Source organism: Pseudomonas canadensis (genome assembly GCF_030980095.1).
Classification (GTDB): Bacteria; Pseudomonadota; Gammaproteobacteria; order Pseudomonadales; family Pseudomonadaceae; genus Aquipseudomonas; species Aquipseudomonas canadensis.
Map to the genome: position 1 here is coordinate 3,277,783 of NZ_CP133298.1, position 14,721 is coordinate 3,292,503.

The 14,721-nt window shown below is 60.2% G+C and carries 7 protein-coding genes; all 7 read left to right on the forward strand.

Going from position 1 to position 14,721, the window contains the following annotated elements:
- Window positions 1-89: 89 nt before the first annotated feature.
- The 7 genes from RB216_RS14945 (at window position 90) to RB216_RS14975 (ending at window position 14,708) form a co-directional block, all read left to right on the forward strand.
- Window positions 90-3,938 (forward strand): immunoglobulin-like domain-containing protein, encoded by a 3,849-nt coding sequence (locus RB216_RS14945; RefSeq protein WP_308907472.1) that lies wholly within the window; start codon window positions 90-92, stop codon window positions 3,936-3,938.
- 149 nt (window positions 3,939-4,087) lie between these two features.
- Window positions 4,088-5,092, forward strand: a complete 1,005-nt coding sequence (locus RB216_RS14950; RefSeq protein WP_308907473.1) for an alpha/beta fold hydrolase — start codon at window positions 4,088-4,090, stop codon at window positions 5,090-5,092.
- Window positions 5,093-5,118: 26 nt separating this feature from the next.
- Window positions 5,119-6,072: a D-2-hydroxyacid dehydrogenase family protein gene (locus RB216_RS14955; protein WP_068932909.1), complete on the forward strand. Its 954-nt coding sequence runs from the start codon at window positions 5,119-5,121 to the stop codon at window positions 6,070-6,072.
- Between the two features lie 503 nt (window positions 6,073-6,575).
- On the forward strand, window positions 6,576-8,129 hold the full coding sequence (gene glgA / locus RB216_RS14960) for a glycogen synthase GlgA (RefSeq protein WP_073860001.1): 1,554 nt from the start codon (window positions 6,576-6,578) through the stop codon (window positions 8,127-8,129).
- 20 nt (window positions 8,130-8,149) lie between these two features.
- Window positions 8,150-9,895: a malto-oligosyltrehalose trehalohydrolase gene (treZ, locus tag RB216_RS14965; RefSeq protein ID WP_308907474.1), complete on the forward strand. Its 1,746-nt coding sequence runs from the start codon at window positions 8,150-8,152 to the stop codon at window positions 9,893-9,895.
- Entirely contained in the window at window positions 9,892-11,976 is a 2,085-nt protein-coding gene (gene malQ / locus RB216_RS14970; RefSeq protein WP_308907475.1) for a 4-alpha-glucanotransferase, read from the forward strand. Before treZ ends, malQ begins: the two co-directional genes overlap by 4 nt.
- The gene (locus RB216_RS14975; RefSeq protein ID WP_308907476.1) at window positions 11,973-14,708 is read left to right on the forward strand and encodes a malto-oligosyltrehalose synthase; all 2,736 of its coding nucleotides are present in this window, start codon (window positions 11,973-11,975) and stop codon (window positions 14,706-14,708) included. Before malQ ends, RB216_RS14975 begins: the two co-directional genes overlap by 4 nt.
- Window positions 14,709-14,721 lie beyond the last annotated feature (13 nt).

The following is a 14,721-nucleotide window of genomic DNA, read 5'->3' on the forward strand; positions in this document are numbered from 1 at the left end:
TCATTTCTCACAGCTAGACGCTCGCATCTGACTGATGTCTGCTGACCTTGCATGGCACTTTCTCAAATGAGCCTACAAGGAGCACCACCATGTCTGACGAATCCCTCGACAAACTACCCGTCCGGTACACGACGCGCATCGCGGACCTGGAACCACCGCCCTACAATGACAACACTGTGCGTCCGGTAGTGGACCCTCCTGCTGACGTAGGGGTGGGCATTCGAAGTCTTGAAAACCGCTTTTTGATTACCTTTGAGCGCTGGACCGGCGCAAGTATCGGCGACATCTTCGAATTTTATATGGGCGACAGGCGCGTTCCCAAGGCATGGGGGGAAATCCTGCCTGGTCAAATCGGCCAGAGCCGCTTCCAGCTCTCGGTGCTCCGCGAAAATGTGCCATTTGGCAGGCCGGGCGAACAAGGCAGTGTATTCCCCTGCTATGGGTTGGTCAGGCGCATCGGCAGTACAACTGAAAGCACGTCGCAGGAACAAACCTTTTTTATCAAGGCTACCCGCCCAGGTGGAGTCGATCAGGACCCGGGGGAGCCGAACCATTCAAGGTTGCGTCTTCATCTGCCGGCCGACCTGAGCGGCCCGGATGCCGTGCTGGATCTCGATCGCGCGCGCGACGGGGTGCTCATAACCATCGAGCACTACCCTGACGCGTTCAAGGGGGACACTGTCGAGCTGTACTGGAACGGCCACTTGGTGACCCACGTGCTGAGCGAAGACCAGGCCCGCGGGCTCGCGCCCATTGAGGTGTTCGTCCCGCCGGAGATTATCCTGCTGCCAGGCGGCAGCGGCCAGGTCATCATCAGGTTTCGGGTTTACGACGTCGTACTGAACTTCTCCGGGGACGTTCAACAGTGGTCCGAGGCGGTACGCCTGGAAAGTGACCTGGATCCAAATCAATTGGATACCCCCTTCTTTCTGGTCGACGGAAATCCGACGGTGTCGGTCAACTTTGACACACAGAGCGAAGCGCTCTTCCAGGTGGGCGTCACTGTGCCTCGCAGGCTGCCCCCCAACAACACCGCCACACCTGCAGGTACCCAGATCATCGTGACGCTGCGCGGGCAGCTTGACGACAACAGCGTTCCGCCGTTCGAAGTTCAATTGCCACCGGTGACTGCCACTGTCGGCTTGACGCGATTTATTACCGTCGAAAACAGCATCATCAAACGCTTGATCAACGGTTCTCTACAAATTACCTATCGGTTGGAATTCCCACTGGGCACCGTGATAGGCAACTCCCGTCGTACGACCGTCACGATTTTTGGTACCTCGTCCACCATGCCGGCGGTTGATATCGAGGAGGATGAAGGGGGTCTGATCGATCCGACCGTTCCTTACCTCAAAATCAACTTCCCGGAATACACCCCTTACAACGCGAATTACCCCGTCACGTTACGCATGGAGGCGGACCAAACGGGTGGCGGCGTAGTGTTTTATGAACAAACCCAGCAAGCCGGTGCTCCTCCGCCGCCCACACGCTATCGCATTGTAACGGCGGCTAACTTCGCCCGGTTCATTGGGCTCGGCCCGGTCAACGTGTTCTATCGCGTCAACGACGGAGTGAACACAGTGCTGGATGCTGGCGTGCTGACGGTCCGTGAATCCGATCACCGGATAGTAGAGATTGGCGCACGTATTGCCGACCTGCCGGCCCCCCTGATTGACGGGGTAGACGACAACGACAACCTCGACCCGAAGGACGTGATCTTCCAGGTCGAAGCCACGCTCCCCTATACCCGCTTTATGCCAGGCGACACAGTAATCTGGCGCTGGACTGGCTCGGGGGTGGGTGGCAGTACCGGGGGCGAAATTGATGTGGTGGTGGCGGGGCAAATTTCGTTCTCGGTGGAACGTCAATTTGTCGACTTGAACAACAATGGAACGATTCGGTTCGGCTATACCCTCATTCGCGGCTTGGACACGCTGCGCTCTGAAGTGCTTGAAGTGACTGTCGGTAAGGCGTTGGGGGTATTGCCTAGACCGGAAGTACTCGAAGCTTCGAGGCACCCTGACGAACTGCGTCCGGAGTCCGCCACAGTGAAAGCGACCATTGAGGTCTCGTTCCCGACAATGTCGCCGGAGGACAGGATCCTGGCAGTGTGGAGTGGGCTTCCCGACATTGGTACACACGAGGAGACTCAATTTGGCAATACCTTCAAGACCGTGCATTTCGATGTGCACAGTGATGTGATCGGAGCCAGCATTCTGCCCGAAGGCCGCGTCATTACCGTGCAGTATTTTGTGCTGCGCGGAACACGGAAAATACCTTCACCGATTCTGCTGTTGCAGTTGTTGCCCCTGACCACACTGCCGATCCCCACCATCGAAGGGCAAGACAACCCGATACTGAACATCGCCCGACTCAATGGCCTTGAGCGCACCCTGATCAACAAGTGGGAGTTTTCTCACCCGGACCAGCTGATGTGGATGGAATATGAAGGCGAATACGACGACGGCGAGCGGTTCTTTGAGGCCACCTACACAGCGAACCTGGTCACGAGCGACGGCGCGATGCAAGGCATCATGCCACCGACGCCGGTGGATAAGTTGCGCAAGCTCAAGAATGACTCGTTTCTGAAGATCAGATTTTGGGTCAGCTTTGATCGCAGCTCCGACAGGAGCCATGCGACGCTGTTCCGCGTGCGCGAGTATGTCGTACAGGCCGTTCCTGGCGTGCTGCCACATCCGTTTATCGGCGGTGCATCCGGGGTCGGGCCAGAAGTGACGGTGGATCCGTTGCCCATTGAACACAACACCACGGTGACCGTCCGTTACGATGGAATGCGCAGTACAGACAAAATAACCTTGAGCTGGTTTTTCCATGATTGCACGGAAGAACAGAGGACACTCGACGGCCAGGACGGCGGGACAGTGGTCTTCAACCTCACCAGCGCGGGTTTCCTGAATTACAGCGTGAACAGCACCGTGCAGTTGAAGTATTCGGTGCTGCGCGAGGGTTCCCCCGAGCCGACTCCATCCGAAGTGCAGACGGTACAGGTCAACACCATTCCTGCCATAGACTTGCCGGCGCCCCTGATCAACAACATCGCCAACAACGGCGTGATAAATCTGCCAACCATCAGCGGCAACCCCAACTCCGCAGTCGCGAAATGGCCGTTGAGCGCCAAGGATCAATACGTATGGCTGTACTGCATCGCGGGTGACAATGTGCTGACCGTGATTGACGGTGAGCCTATCGACGGCACCGAGGCAGCGAACGGGTTGACCAACAAACCAGTATTGAGGACCTGGCTGGCGGCGCTGGTTGATAACACGAGTATCAGGGTGGTTCTCAAAGTGGCTTACACCCGGGCCAATGATGTAGAGCAGGCGGTCGTCTTCTCTGAGACCCTCTACACGGTGAAGACAGTGCGTCCGATAGCCCTGGATGAAAGTCGCATGTTCGTGAATCTAGGGGGCTGGTTGCTGCAAGGCTTCGGATATACCGACGTGGTTTATACGGGCACAGTTCGGCAGGCCAGTGGTGGTGAAGGAACCTTATCGTATTCCTCCAGCAACACGTCAGTCGCTATCGTTGATAACTCGGCAAACAGGGGACGATTGACGTTCACGGGCACCGGCACGACGACGATCACTGTTAGAGATCAGAAGAGTCAGTCGAAGAGTTACGACATCCAGGTATCTGGTGGCGGCAGAATTTGCAGGCTGGTCGGGAACGGCACGTTTGATCAAATGCTCGCGACCATTGGCAGCTTAGGTGGCTCGATGCTCACATATGGTACAGCGTCTTCGCTCAATTCAAGGTTCGCAACCCGGTTCCCTCGCACGGGAGAAGCATGGGTGAACGAAGGCGTTCCGCCAATATCTCCTACAAGTCGTTATTTGGTCAGGGTCTACAATGGCCAAGGAATCGGAGGTGGTTTTTACGGTAATGGGAATTTCGACGGTTACGGAATTTTCTAAAGCCGGAGCCCGTTGAAAAGAACAGAGAAGGCGAGTTTATCCAACCGATAAACTCGCCTTTTTTATGGCCGCAATTGCGCCCGGCACAGCGTTAACCTGCCCTTAATCCCCCCTCCACAGTATCCGGCTATTGTTCCCGGAGTTCGCCCATGCCACGTATCCGCATATTTTGCCTCACCAGCCTGCTGACGGGCTGCACCCTTCCCGCCACTGAAGGCCCCGTCTACGGCCCCGAGCTGCAAGGCTTTGAATACCCCTACCCCGTCGAGCATTTCAACTTCAAGTCCCAGGGCAAACCCTTGCAAATGGGCTACATGGACGTACCGGCCAATGGCCAGGCTAACGGTCGCAGCGTGGTGCTGATGCACGGCAAGAACTTCTGCGGCGCCACCTGGGAAGGCTCGATCAAGGCCCTGAGCGACGCCGGTTACCGGGTCATTGCGCCGGACCAGATCGGTTTTTGCAGCTCCAGCAAGCCCGACCATTATCAATACAGTTTCCAGCAGTTGGCGACCAACACCCATCAACTGCTGGAAAAACTCGGCATTCAAAAGGCCACCGTTATTGGTCATTCCACCGGTGGCATGCTCGCCACCCGGTATGCGCTGATGTACCCCGAGCAGACCGAACAGCTGGCGATGGTCAACCCGATTGGCCTGGAAGACTGGAAGGCGCTGGGCGTGCCGTCGCTCACCGTCGACCAATGGTATGCGCGTGAACTGAAAGTCAGCGCCGACGCCATTCGCAACTACCAACTCAACACCTATTACGTCGGACGCTGGAAGCCCGAGTACGAGCGTTGGGTAGACATGTACGCCGGCCTGAGCAACGGCCCGGGGCATACCCTGGTCGCATGGAACTCGGCGTTGATTTACGACATGATCTTCACCCAGCCGGTGTACTACGAGTTCAAGAACCTGCAAATGCCCACACTGCTGCTGATCGGCACATCCGATAACACCGCTATTGGCAAGGACGTTGCGCCGCCGGCAGTCAAGGCCAAGCTCGGCAACTATGCCGTGCTGGGCAAGCAAGTGGCCAAGTTGATTCCCCATGCAACCCTGGTGGAGTTCCCGGGCTTGGGGCATGCACCGCAGATGGAGGAACCGGCTCAGTTTCATAAAGCGCTGTTGCAGGGTTTGAACGCCCTTTAATCCAACCTTTTTCGAGGCACTCGTGAATGTCGGTACAGATTGCAGTCATTGATGATTGGCAGAATGTGGCCAGTGGCGTGGTGGATTGGTCGGTGCTTGAGGCCGTGGGCCAGGTGCATTTCCTGCACGATTACCCGGCCGATACCGTCGCCATGATCGAGCGTTTGCAGAGCTTCGAGGTGATTTGCGTGATGCGCGAACGCTCGACCTTCGACAAGACCCTACTGCAAGGTCTGCCCAAACTTAAATTGCTGGTCACTGGCGGCATGCGCAACGCGGCCATCGACATTCCTGCGGCCAAGGCGCTGGGCATCACGGTCTGCGGCACCGACAGCTATAAACACGCTGCGCCGGAATTGACCTGGGCGCTGATCATGGCCTCCACCCGCAATCTGCTGGCCGAGGCCAACTCCTTGCGCGCCGGCCACTGGCAGATTGGCCTGGGCGGTGACCTGCATGGCAAGACCCTAGGCATTCTCGGCCTCGGCAGCATCGGCCAGAAAGTGGCCCAGTTTGCCCAGGTGTTCGGCATGCGGGTGATTGCCTGGAGTGAAAACCTCACGCCGGAACGCGCGGCGGAATCGGGCGTGACCTGGGTCAGCAAGCAAGCGTTGTTTGAACAGGCGGATATTCTCACCGTCCACCTGGTGCTCAGCGACCGCAGCCGTGGGTTGGTGGATGCCGAAGCACTGAGCTGGATGAAACCAAGCGCTCGCTTGGTCAATACGGCGCGCGGGCCGATTGTGGATGAGTCGGCGCTGGTGCAGGCGTTGGAAAACGGTCGCTTGGCGGGAGCGGCGCTGGATGTGTATGCCGAGGAGCCGTTGCCGGTGGATCACCCGTTCCGCCGCCTGCCCAATGTGCTGGCGACGCCGCATGTGGGGTATGTGAGTGAACAGAATTACCGGCAGTTTTACGCGCAGATGATCGAAGATATTCACGCGTGGGCGAGCGGCGTGCCCATTCGCGTGCTGGGCTGACGCACCATTCAAGGGCAACCCGCACCCGCTTGGTGTTCACTGAACCTTGTGTTGAGCAGGCTTGCCCTGCGCTGGGGCGCTAAGCGGCGCTGATGTCGAGATCCGGTCGGGAGCGCTTCGCACTCCAGCGCAGGGCAAGCCTGCTCACTGCATACCGGCGTTTTCTACGAGAGCATATGGTTACAAGTTTTTGTCCTACAAAATTCCCCCAGAAACCCTACGCGCTCTAGGATCTGTCCTAGACTCATGACCGATGGGTCCGTTCGAAAACAAAAACCCCGCAAAAAATCGAAACTTTCCAACTCTGCCGTAGGTCCAGTTTTAAGGTAAGGCGTGCACGCGTGGTTCACGCGAAATGCCCGTCCATCCAATCTTTTTTGGCTAACCGTGCAACTGGCATACGCCTTGCCAGTTTGTACAGTGCTTGTGCGCCTGGCCGCAGGATGTGGCCATCGGAGCTAATGGCAGCGGGCCATTAGCCGACCAACATGTGGGAGAGAACTATGATCAGTGCCGCTGTAGATATTCAGGGAGAGCGTGTCAGTCAGCCGGTAGGGGGACCTTCGTTGGTCGACCTGCCCACCACTGTGCGGCCGATCGTGAGTCAGAATCCTAATCGCAAGAAAGTCCTGTTCGTGACCTCTGAATTTGCCGACCTGGTGAAAACCGGCGGCCTGGGCGATGTGTCCGCGGCCCTGCCCCGCGCCATGGCCCACCTGCACGACGTGCGGGTGTTGATTCCCGGTTACCCGCAGGTGATGGAGAGCGATAACCCGATCCATATCATCGGTGAGCTGGGTGGCCACGCCGCGCTGCCGCCGTGCAAGATCGGGCGCATGGACCTCAAGGACGGCCTGGTCATTTATGTCCTGATCTGCCCCGAGCTGTACGAGCGCGAAGGCACACCCTACGGCGCCAATAACGGCCGCGACTGGCCGGACAACCACATTCGTTTCGCCCGCCTGGGCCTGGCCGCCGCCGACATGGCCGCCAACCTTGCGCAAATCCACTGGTGCCCGGACCTGGTGCACGCCCACGACTGGCCCGCTGGCCTGGCGCCGGCATACATGCACTGGCGTGGGTCACGCACGCCGACGCTGTTCACCATTCATAACCTGGCTTATCAGGGCGTGATCAGCCTGGCCTCGACGCCGGAACTGGGCATTCCACCCCACGCCTTGCAGCAGGAAGGCATGGAGTTCTACGGCAAGATGTCGTACCTCAAGGCCGGCATGGCGTATTCCAGCCACATCACCACGGTGAGCGCCACCTACGCCCGGGAAATCACCACCCCGGAATTCGGCTGCGGCCTTGATGGCTTTCTTGCCAGCAAGACCCAGCAAGGCTTGCTCAGCGGCATTCCCAACGGCATTGAAGACAGCTGGGAAACCTCCACCGACCCGCACCTGACCCACAACTTCAACATCGGCGACTGGGAAGGCAAAGCGGTCAACGCGGCCCAAGTGCGCGAGCTGTTTGGCCTGAGTGAATCCACCGGCCCGCTGTTCGCCGTGGTCTCACGCTTGGTGTTTCAAAAAGGCCTCGACCTGACCGAAGCCGTGGCCAGCTTTATTGTCGAGCAAGGTGGGCAGATCGCGATCATCGGTCGCGGCGAGCCGGAAGAAGAAAACGCCATGCGTGAACTGGCGCTGCGCTTCCCTGGGCAGATCGGTGTGCGTATCGGCTTCAACGAGACCGATGCCCGGCGCATGTTCGCCGGCAGTGACTTCCTGCTGATGCCATCGCGCTACGAGCCGTGCGGCCTGAGCCAGATGTACGCCCAGCGCTTCGGCTCGCTGCCCGTTGCGCGTAATACCGGCGGCTTGGCCGACACCATCGAAAATGGCGTGACAGGCTTCCTGTTCAATGAATCCACAGTCGAGAGTTACAAAGAAGCCTTGAGCCGCGCGTTCAAGGTGTTTGCCTACCCTGGCCTGCTCAATGCAATGCGCTGCCGAGCAATGACGCAACCGTTCAACTGGAGCCAGGCGGTGGAACCCTACGCCGAACTGTACGAACAGCTTGTGGCCAAGGCCTTGGGGAAATCCGCTAAATAATCAACGGGAGGTCTCTATAGATGCCGTTACGGACTCTGGAAACCTGGCCCCACGGCGCAATCATGCTGGACGCGCAACACACGCGTTTTGCCTTGTGGGCGCCAGACGCGTTTTATGTCAGCGTTGAATTGGAAAACGGCAAGTCCATTGCCATGCTGCCGCAGGCGGATGGCTGGTTTGAAACCGAAATAGCGTGCCCGGCGGGCACGCGCTACCGCTTCAATATCGACGGGGAAGTGGATGTACCCGACCCTGCCTCCAGGGCCCAGGCCTCGGATGTGCACGGTTGGAGCCTAGTTGTCGATCCCCTCGCCTATCAATGGCGCCACAGCCAGTGGCAAGGCCGTCCCTGGCACGAAGCCGTCATTTATGAGCTGCATGTCGGCGCAATGGGCGGCTACGCCGGCGTCGAGAAGCACCTGCCACGCCTCGCCGAGCTGGGTGTGACCGCGATTGAATTGATGCCGCTGGCGCAATTCCCCGGCGAACGCAACTGGGGCTATGACGGCGTCCTACCCTATGCACCCCAGGCTTCCTACGGCACGCCTGATCAACTCAAGCACCTGATCGACAGCGCCCACGAACACGGCCTGGCGGTGATCCTCGACGTGGTTTACAACCACTTCGGCCCCGACGGCAACTACCTCGGCCAGTACGCCAAAGGTTTCTTCCAGGAAGACGTGCACACGCCCTGGGGCGCCGGTATCGACTTCGACCGGCGTGAAGTGCGGGATTTCTTCTTGGATAACGCCTTGATGTGGCTGCTGGAATACCGTTTCGACGGCCTGCGCCTGGACGCGGTACATGCCATCGACAACCCGGATTTTCTGAAACAACTGGCTCACCGCGTTCGCGAACAAATCGACACCGGCCGACACGTCTGGCTGATGCTGGAAAACGAGTTCAATCAGGCCAGCCTGCTGCAACACGATTTTGACGCGCAATGGAATGATGACTTTCATAACGTCCTGCACGTACTGCTGACCGGCGAAACCGACGCCTACTACAGTGACTTCGCCGAAGAGCCTACCGCCAAATTGGCGCGCTGCCTGGGCGAAGGCTTCATCTTCCAGGGGCATACCACCCGGCATGGTCATGAACGCGGCGAACCCAGTGGGCACCTACCGCCAAGCGCGTTTGTGGCGTTTTTGCAGAACCATGACCAGATCGGCAACCGCGCCCTGGGCGAGCGCCTGCACCAGCTGTGCTTGCCGCAAGCGTTGAACGCGGCGACCACCCTCCTGTTGCTTTCACCGATGATCCCGCTGATGTTCATGGGCGACGAAGTCAACGCCAGCGAGCCATTCCTGTTCTTCACCGACCATCACGGCGAGTTGGCCGAAGCGGTACGTGAAGGACGGCGCAATGAGTTTGCTGATTTCGCCGCGTTCAAGGACCCGGAACGACGTGAACGCATTCCCGATCCCAACGACGCGACCACCTTTGAACAATCGGCCCCGTCGTTTACCGACAACCCGCACGCCCAGCTCTACCGCCAACTGCTGAACCTGCGCCACCACCATATCGTGCCGCACTTGCCGGGCAGCCTCGCGCTGGGTGCGCAGGTGCTGGCCGAGGGGGCCGTCAGCGCACGCTGGCGCCTGGGTAACGGCAGCCTGTTGCAGATCGACCTCAACCTGAGTGCCGCGCCGCTGGATCACCCGGCGGCGGGCGCTGTCCTTTTCGAAACGCCTGCCAACCTCGGCGCCCAGCTGCCGGCGTGTAGCGCACGCGTTACCCTATCCCCTGTTGGAGAGCACCCTTGAGCGAAGCGAACCTGGAAATCCTCGCCAGCCGAGCGGGCCTGGCCGTCGATTGGATCGACGCAAACGGCCGCCCGCAACGTGTGAAACCCGACGCTTTGCGCGCCGTTCTCAAAGGCCTGGGCCACCCGGCCGACAGCGATGCAGAGATCGACGCCAGCCTGCTTGAACTGGAACAGGCACAACAAGACAAACACCTGCCACCGTTGATGACCATCGACAGCGGCGAAAGCCTGGATCTGGCCCGTTACTTTGACCCGGACACCCTGTGCCGGGTCAGCCTCGAAGACGGTGAAACCCTGGAGCTGCGCCTCGATGGCGACGCCGTGTTGCCCGGCGTCATCGCCCTGGGTTATCACCAAGTGCATATCGCCGGGCAGACGTTCACCCTAGCCGTCGCCCCCACCCACTGCTACAGCGTCGCCGAGGCCGTCGACAGTCGCCCCGCCCGTGCCTGGGGCCTCAGCGCGCAACTGTATAGCTTGCGCCGCCTGGGCGATGGCGGTTTTGGCGACACCCTGGCCCTGGAACATCTGGCCCGTTCGGCTGCCGAACGCGGTGCCGATGCCTTGGCAATCAGCCCGATGCACGCCATGTTCAGCGCCGACACCGAGCGCTACAGCCCGTATTCGCCCTCCAGTCGCTTGTTCCTCAACAGCTTGTACGCCTCGCCGGGTTGCATCTTGGGTGAGCGCGAAGTGCGCAACGCCATTGAATCCCTCGGCCTGACGGATGAACTGCACGACCTGGAACAACACAGCCTGATCGACTGGCCCACAGCTGCCAAGGCCAAGCAGCGTCTGATGCGGAAGCTGTACGAAGACTTCCGCCACGGCCAGCATCCACAACACGCCGATTTTCTGAGTTTCCGCCAGGCCGGTGGTGAAGCGCTGGAAAACCATTGCCGCTTCGAAGCGGTGCAATCCGCGCGCGCCGCCAAAGGTGAGGATCTCGACTGGCGCCACTGGCCTGAAGACTGGCGCAACCCGCAGAGTCCGGCACTCGCAGCCTTTGCCGCAGAAAACCAGGATGAGATCGGCTACTTCGCCTTCAGCCAATGGCTGATCGCCCGCTGCCTGGAGCGCGCGCAACAAGCCGCTCGCGGCAGTGGCATGGGCGTCGGATTGATCGCCGACCTGGCGGTGGGCGCCGACGGCGGCGGCAGCCAAGCCTGGAGTCGTCAGGATGAACTGCTCGCGGACCTGACCGTGGGCGCGCCACCCGACATTCTCAATCGCGCCGGGCAAGGCTGGGGCATCTCCGCGTTCTCGCCTGAAGGCCTCAAGCGCAACGGCTTCCGCGCCTTTATCGAGATGCTGCGCGCCAACTTCGCCCATGCCGGTGGCCTGCGTATCGACCATGTGATGGGCCTGCAACGCCTGTGGGTGATGCCCATGGACGCCTCGCCGCGTGAAGGCGCCTACCTGTATTACCCAGTGGACGACCTGTTGCGCCTGCTGGCCCTGGAATCCCATCGCCACCAAGCCATCGTGCTCGGTGAAGACCTGGGCACGGTGCCGGACGGCCTGCGCGAAAAACTCATCGCCCGCTCGATCCTCGGCATGCGCGTGTTGCTGTTCGAGCAAAACCACGACGGCCAGTTCAAGCCGATCCTCGACTGGACGGACAACGCCCTGGCCACCACCAGCACCCACGACTTGCCGACGCTCAACGGCTGGTGGCACAGCCGCGATATCGACTGGAACATCCAGCTCGGCCTTATCGATGCGCCTACCGTGGAGCAATGGAGCGAACACCGCCTGCGCGAACGCCAGGCACTGCGTCAGGCCTTGAGCCAGGACCCGCAGAACTTCGTCGATGAGATCCGCAACGAGACCGACCACATGATCGACGCCAGCGTCCGCTACCTCGGCCACACCCGCGCACCGTTGGTGCTGTTGCCGTTGGAGGATGCGCTCGGCGTCGAGGAGCAGGCCAACCTGCCCGGTACCACCGACACCCACCCCAATTGGCGCCGTCGCTTTGTGGGTGAGGCCTCCAGCCTGCTCGACAATGCCGGGGCCGCCCGCCGCCTCGAACTGTTGGCCGTCGCGCGCAACCAAGCCTATGAGCGTGACCGATGAAAGCACTGCCCCTGCGCGCGACCCAGCGCCTGCAATTTCATAAAGGTTTTACCCTGGACGACGCGGTGCCCCTGGTGCCCTACTTCGCCCGCCTCGGCATCAGCCACCTGTACGCTTCACCACTGCTCAGCGCCCGCGCCGGTTCCATGCACGGCTATGACGTGGTGGACCCCACACGCGTCAACCCTGAACTGGGTGGCGAAGCCGCCTTGCGCCGCCTGGTCGCCGCGTTGCGTGAACACGGCATGGGTCTGATCCTTGACATCGTCTCCAACCATATGGCCGTGGGCGGTGCGGATAACCCCTGGTGGCTGGACCTGCTGGAATGGGGACGCATGAGCCCCTACAGCGAGTTCTTCGATATCCAGTGGCACTCGCCCGACCCGCTGCTCAAAGGCCAGTTGCTGATGCCGTTCCTCGGCAGCGACTACGGTGAAGCCTTGCAGACTGGCACCGTGACCCTGCAATTCGATGCCACCCACGGCGCGTTCTACGTCGAGCATTACGAGCATCGCTTTCCGATCTGCCCACGAGATTACGCGGTGATTTTGGGTAGCGATGAATTACTCAAGCCCTTGTCCGACCGCTTCAGCGCCCTGGCCTATCAGGACGATGCTTACCACGAGGCCGCCTGGCTCAAACAAGCCCTGGCCGAACGGGCCACTGAAGACGAAGTACGCCAGGCCATCAACAGACAGTTGGCGACGTTCGATTTTGACCGCCTGCACCACCTGCTCGAACAACAGGCCTATCGACTCGCCAGTTGGCGCACCGCAGCGGACGATATCAACTGGCGGCGCTTCTTCGATGTCAATGAACTGGGCGGCTTGCGCGTGGAACGCACCGCCGTATTTGAAGCCACCCACGGCAAGATTTTCGAACTGATCAGCGAAGGTTTGGTGGATGGCCTGCGTATCGACCATATCGACGGCCTGGCCGACCCGCGCGGGTATTGCCGCAAGCTGCGGCGCCGGGTGGATTCGCTGTCACCGCAGCGGCATTTACCGATCTTCGTGGAAAAAATCCTCGGTGAAGGCGAAACACTGCGCGAAGACTGGCAGGTGGACGGCACCACCGGCTACGAATTCATGAACCAGCTGTCGCTGCTGCAACATCACCCGGACGGTTTTGAACCTTTGGCCGAACTGTGGACCCGTCACAGCGAACGGCCCTCGGCCTTCATCGAGGAAGCGCGACTGGCGCGCCAGCAAATCCTCAACGGCTCGCTCGGCGGCGACTTCGAAAGTGTGGCCCAGGCCCTGCTGCAAGTAGCCCGCGACGATGTGATGACCCGCGACCTGACCCTAGGCGCCATCCGCCGCGCGTTGCAGGAACTGATCGTGCATTTCCCGGTGTACCGCACCTACATCAGCGCACGTGGCCGCAGCGACGCTGACGACCAAGTGTTCCAACACGCCATGGACGGCGCACGCTCCACCTTAGGCGAAGGCGACTGGCCGGTACTCGATCACCTGGAAAAATGGTTGGGCGGTCAACCCTGGCGCAATCGCCCGGTAGGCCGTGAACGCAAGATCCTCAAGCATGCTTGCGTGCGTTTCCAGCAATTGACGTCGCCCGCCGCCGCCAAGGCCGTGGAGGACACCGCGTTCTATCGCTCGGCGGTACTGCTGTCGCGCAACGACGTGGGCTTCAGCACAGAGCAGTTCAGCGCGCCCTTGGCCGACTTTCATGCTGTCAACCAGCAGCGTTTGCAGACCTTCCCCGACAACCTCCTGGCGACTGCCACCCACGACCACAAACGCGGCGAAGACACCCGTGCGCGCCTGGCGGTGCTGAGTGAGTGCGCGCCGTGGTTTGTTGAACAGGTGGAACACTGGCGCACCCTGGCCGCTCCATTGCGAACCGACGCCGCGCCCTCGGCCGGCGACGAATTGATCCTCTATCAAGTCTTGCTCGGTAGTTGGCCGTTGGATCAGGGCACTGAGTTTGACGGCTACCAGCAGCGCCTGTGGCAGTGGCAACAAAAGGCCCTGCGCGAAGCCAAGTTGCAGAGCAGCTGGAGCGCGCCCAACGAAGCCTATGAACAAGGTGTCGAAACGTTCCTTTCACGGCTGTTGCTCAGCGATGAAGGCCACGCGCTGCGTACCGCCATCGGCAATGCCGCTCAGGTGATTGCCCCGGCGGGCGCGTTGAATAGCCTGGCGCAATCCTTGCTTCGTATGACCGTGCCGGGTGTGCCGGACCTGTACCAGGGCGATGAGTTCTGGGACTTCAGCCTGGTAGACCCGGACAACCGTCGCCCGGTGGATTTCAGCGCACGGCACCAGGCACTGGCGACCCCACCGGACATCGGCGAACTGTTGTTCAACTGGCGCGACGGGCGTATCAAACAGGCGTTGATTGCTCAGGTGCTGGCCTTGCGCAAGGCCCTGCCTGAAGTGTTCCGCAGCGGCACCTACACGCCGCTGGAAGTGGTCGGCGAGCACGCTGACCGGGTGGTCGCATTCTCTCGCGAACACCAGGGCAAGTACCTGCTGGTGTTGGTGCCACGCTGGCCCCATCACCTGCTTGAAAACGGTGTGCACCCTCAGATCAATGCGCAGGTTTGGGGCGATACACGGGTGAAATTACCGTTCGCCGCCACAACGCAAAACTGGAAGGGACTTTTTCATACAGGTGCAGTCACACCAGACAAGGAGCTGTTGGTTAGCGCTGCCCTGGGGGATTTCCCGGTCAATGTCTTTATCAATCCTGATGATCAAGAAAGCTGAAAATTTTCTGTGA

Coding starts and splice junctions, on each gene's coding strand:
- RB216_RS14955 (WP_068932909.1), top strand. CDS start 5,119: ATGTCGGTACAGATTGCAGTCATTGATGATTGGCAGAATGTGGCCAGT.
- RB216_RS14945 (WP_308907472.1), top strand. CDS start 90: ATGTCTGACGAATCCCTCGACAAACTACCCGTCCGGTACACGACGCGC.
- glgA (WP_073860001.1), top strand. CDS start 6,576: ATGATCAGTGCCGCTGTAGATATTCAGGGAGAGCGTGTCAGTCAGCCG.
- treZ (WP_308907474.1), top strand. CDS start 8,150: ATGCCGTTACGGACTCTGGAAACCTGGCCCCACGGCGCAATCATGCTG.
- RB216_RS14950 (WP_308907473.1), top strand. CDS start 4,088: ATGCCACGTATCCGCATATTTTGCCTCACCAGCCTGCTGACGGGCTGC.
- RB216_RS14975 (WP_308907476.1), top strand. CDS start 11,973: ATGAAAGCACTGCCCCTGCGCGCGACCCAGCGCCTGCAATTTCATAAA.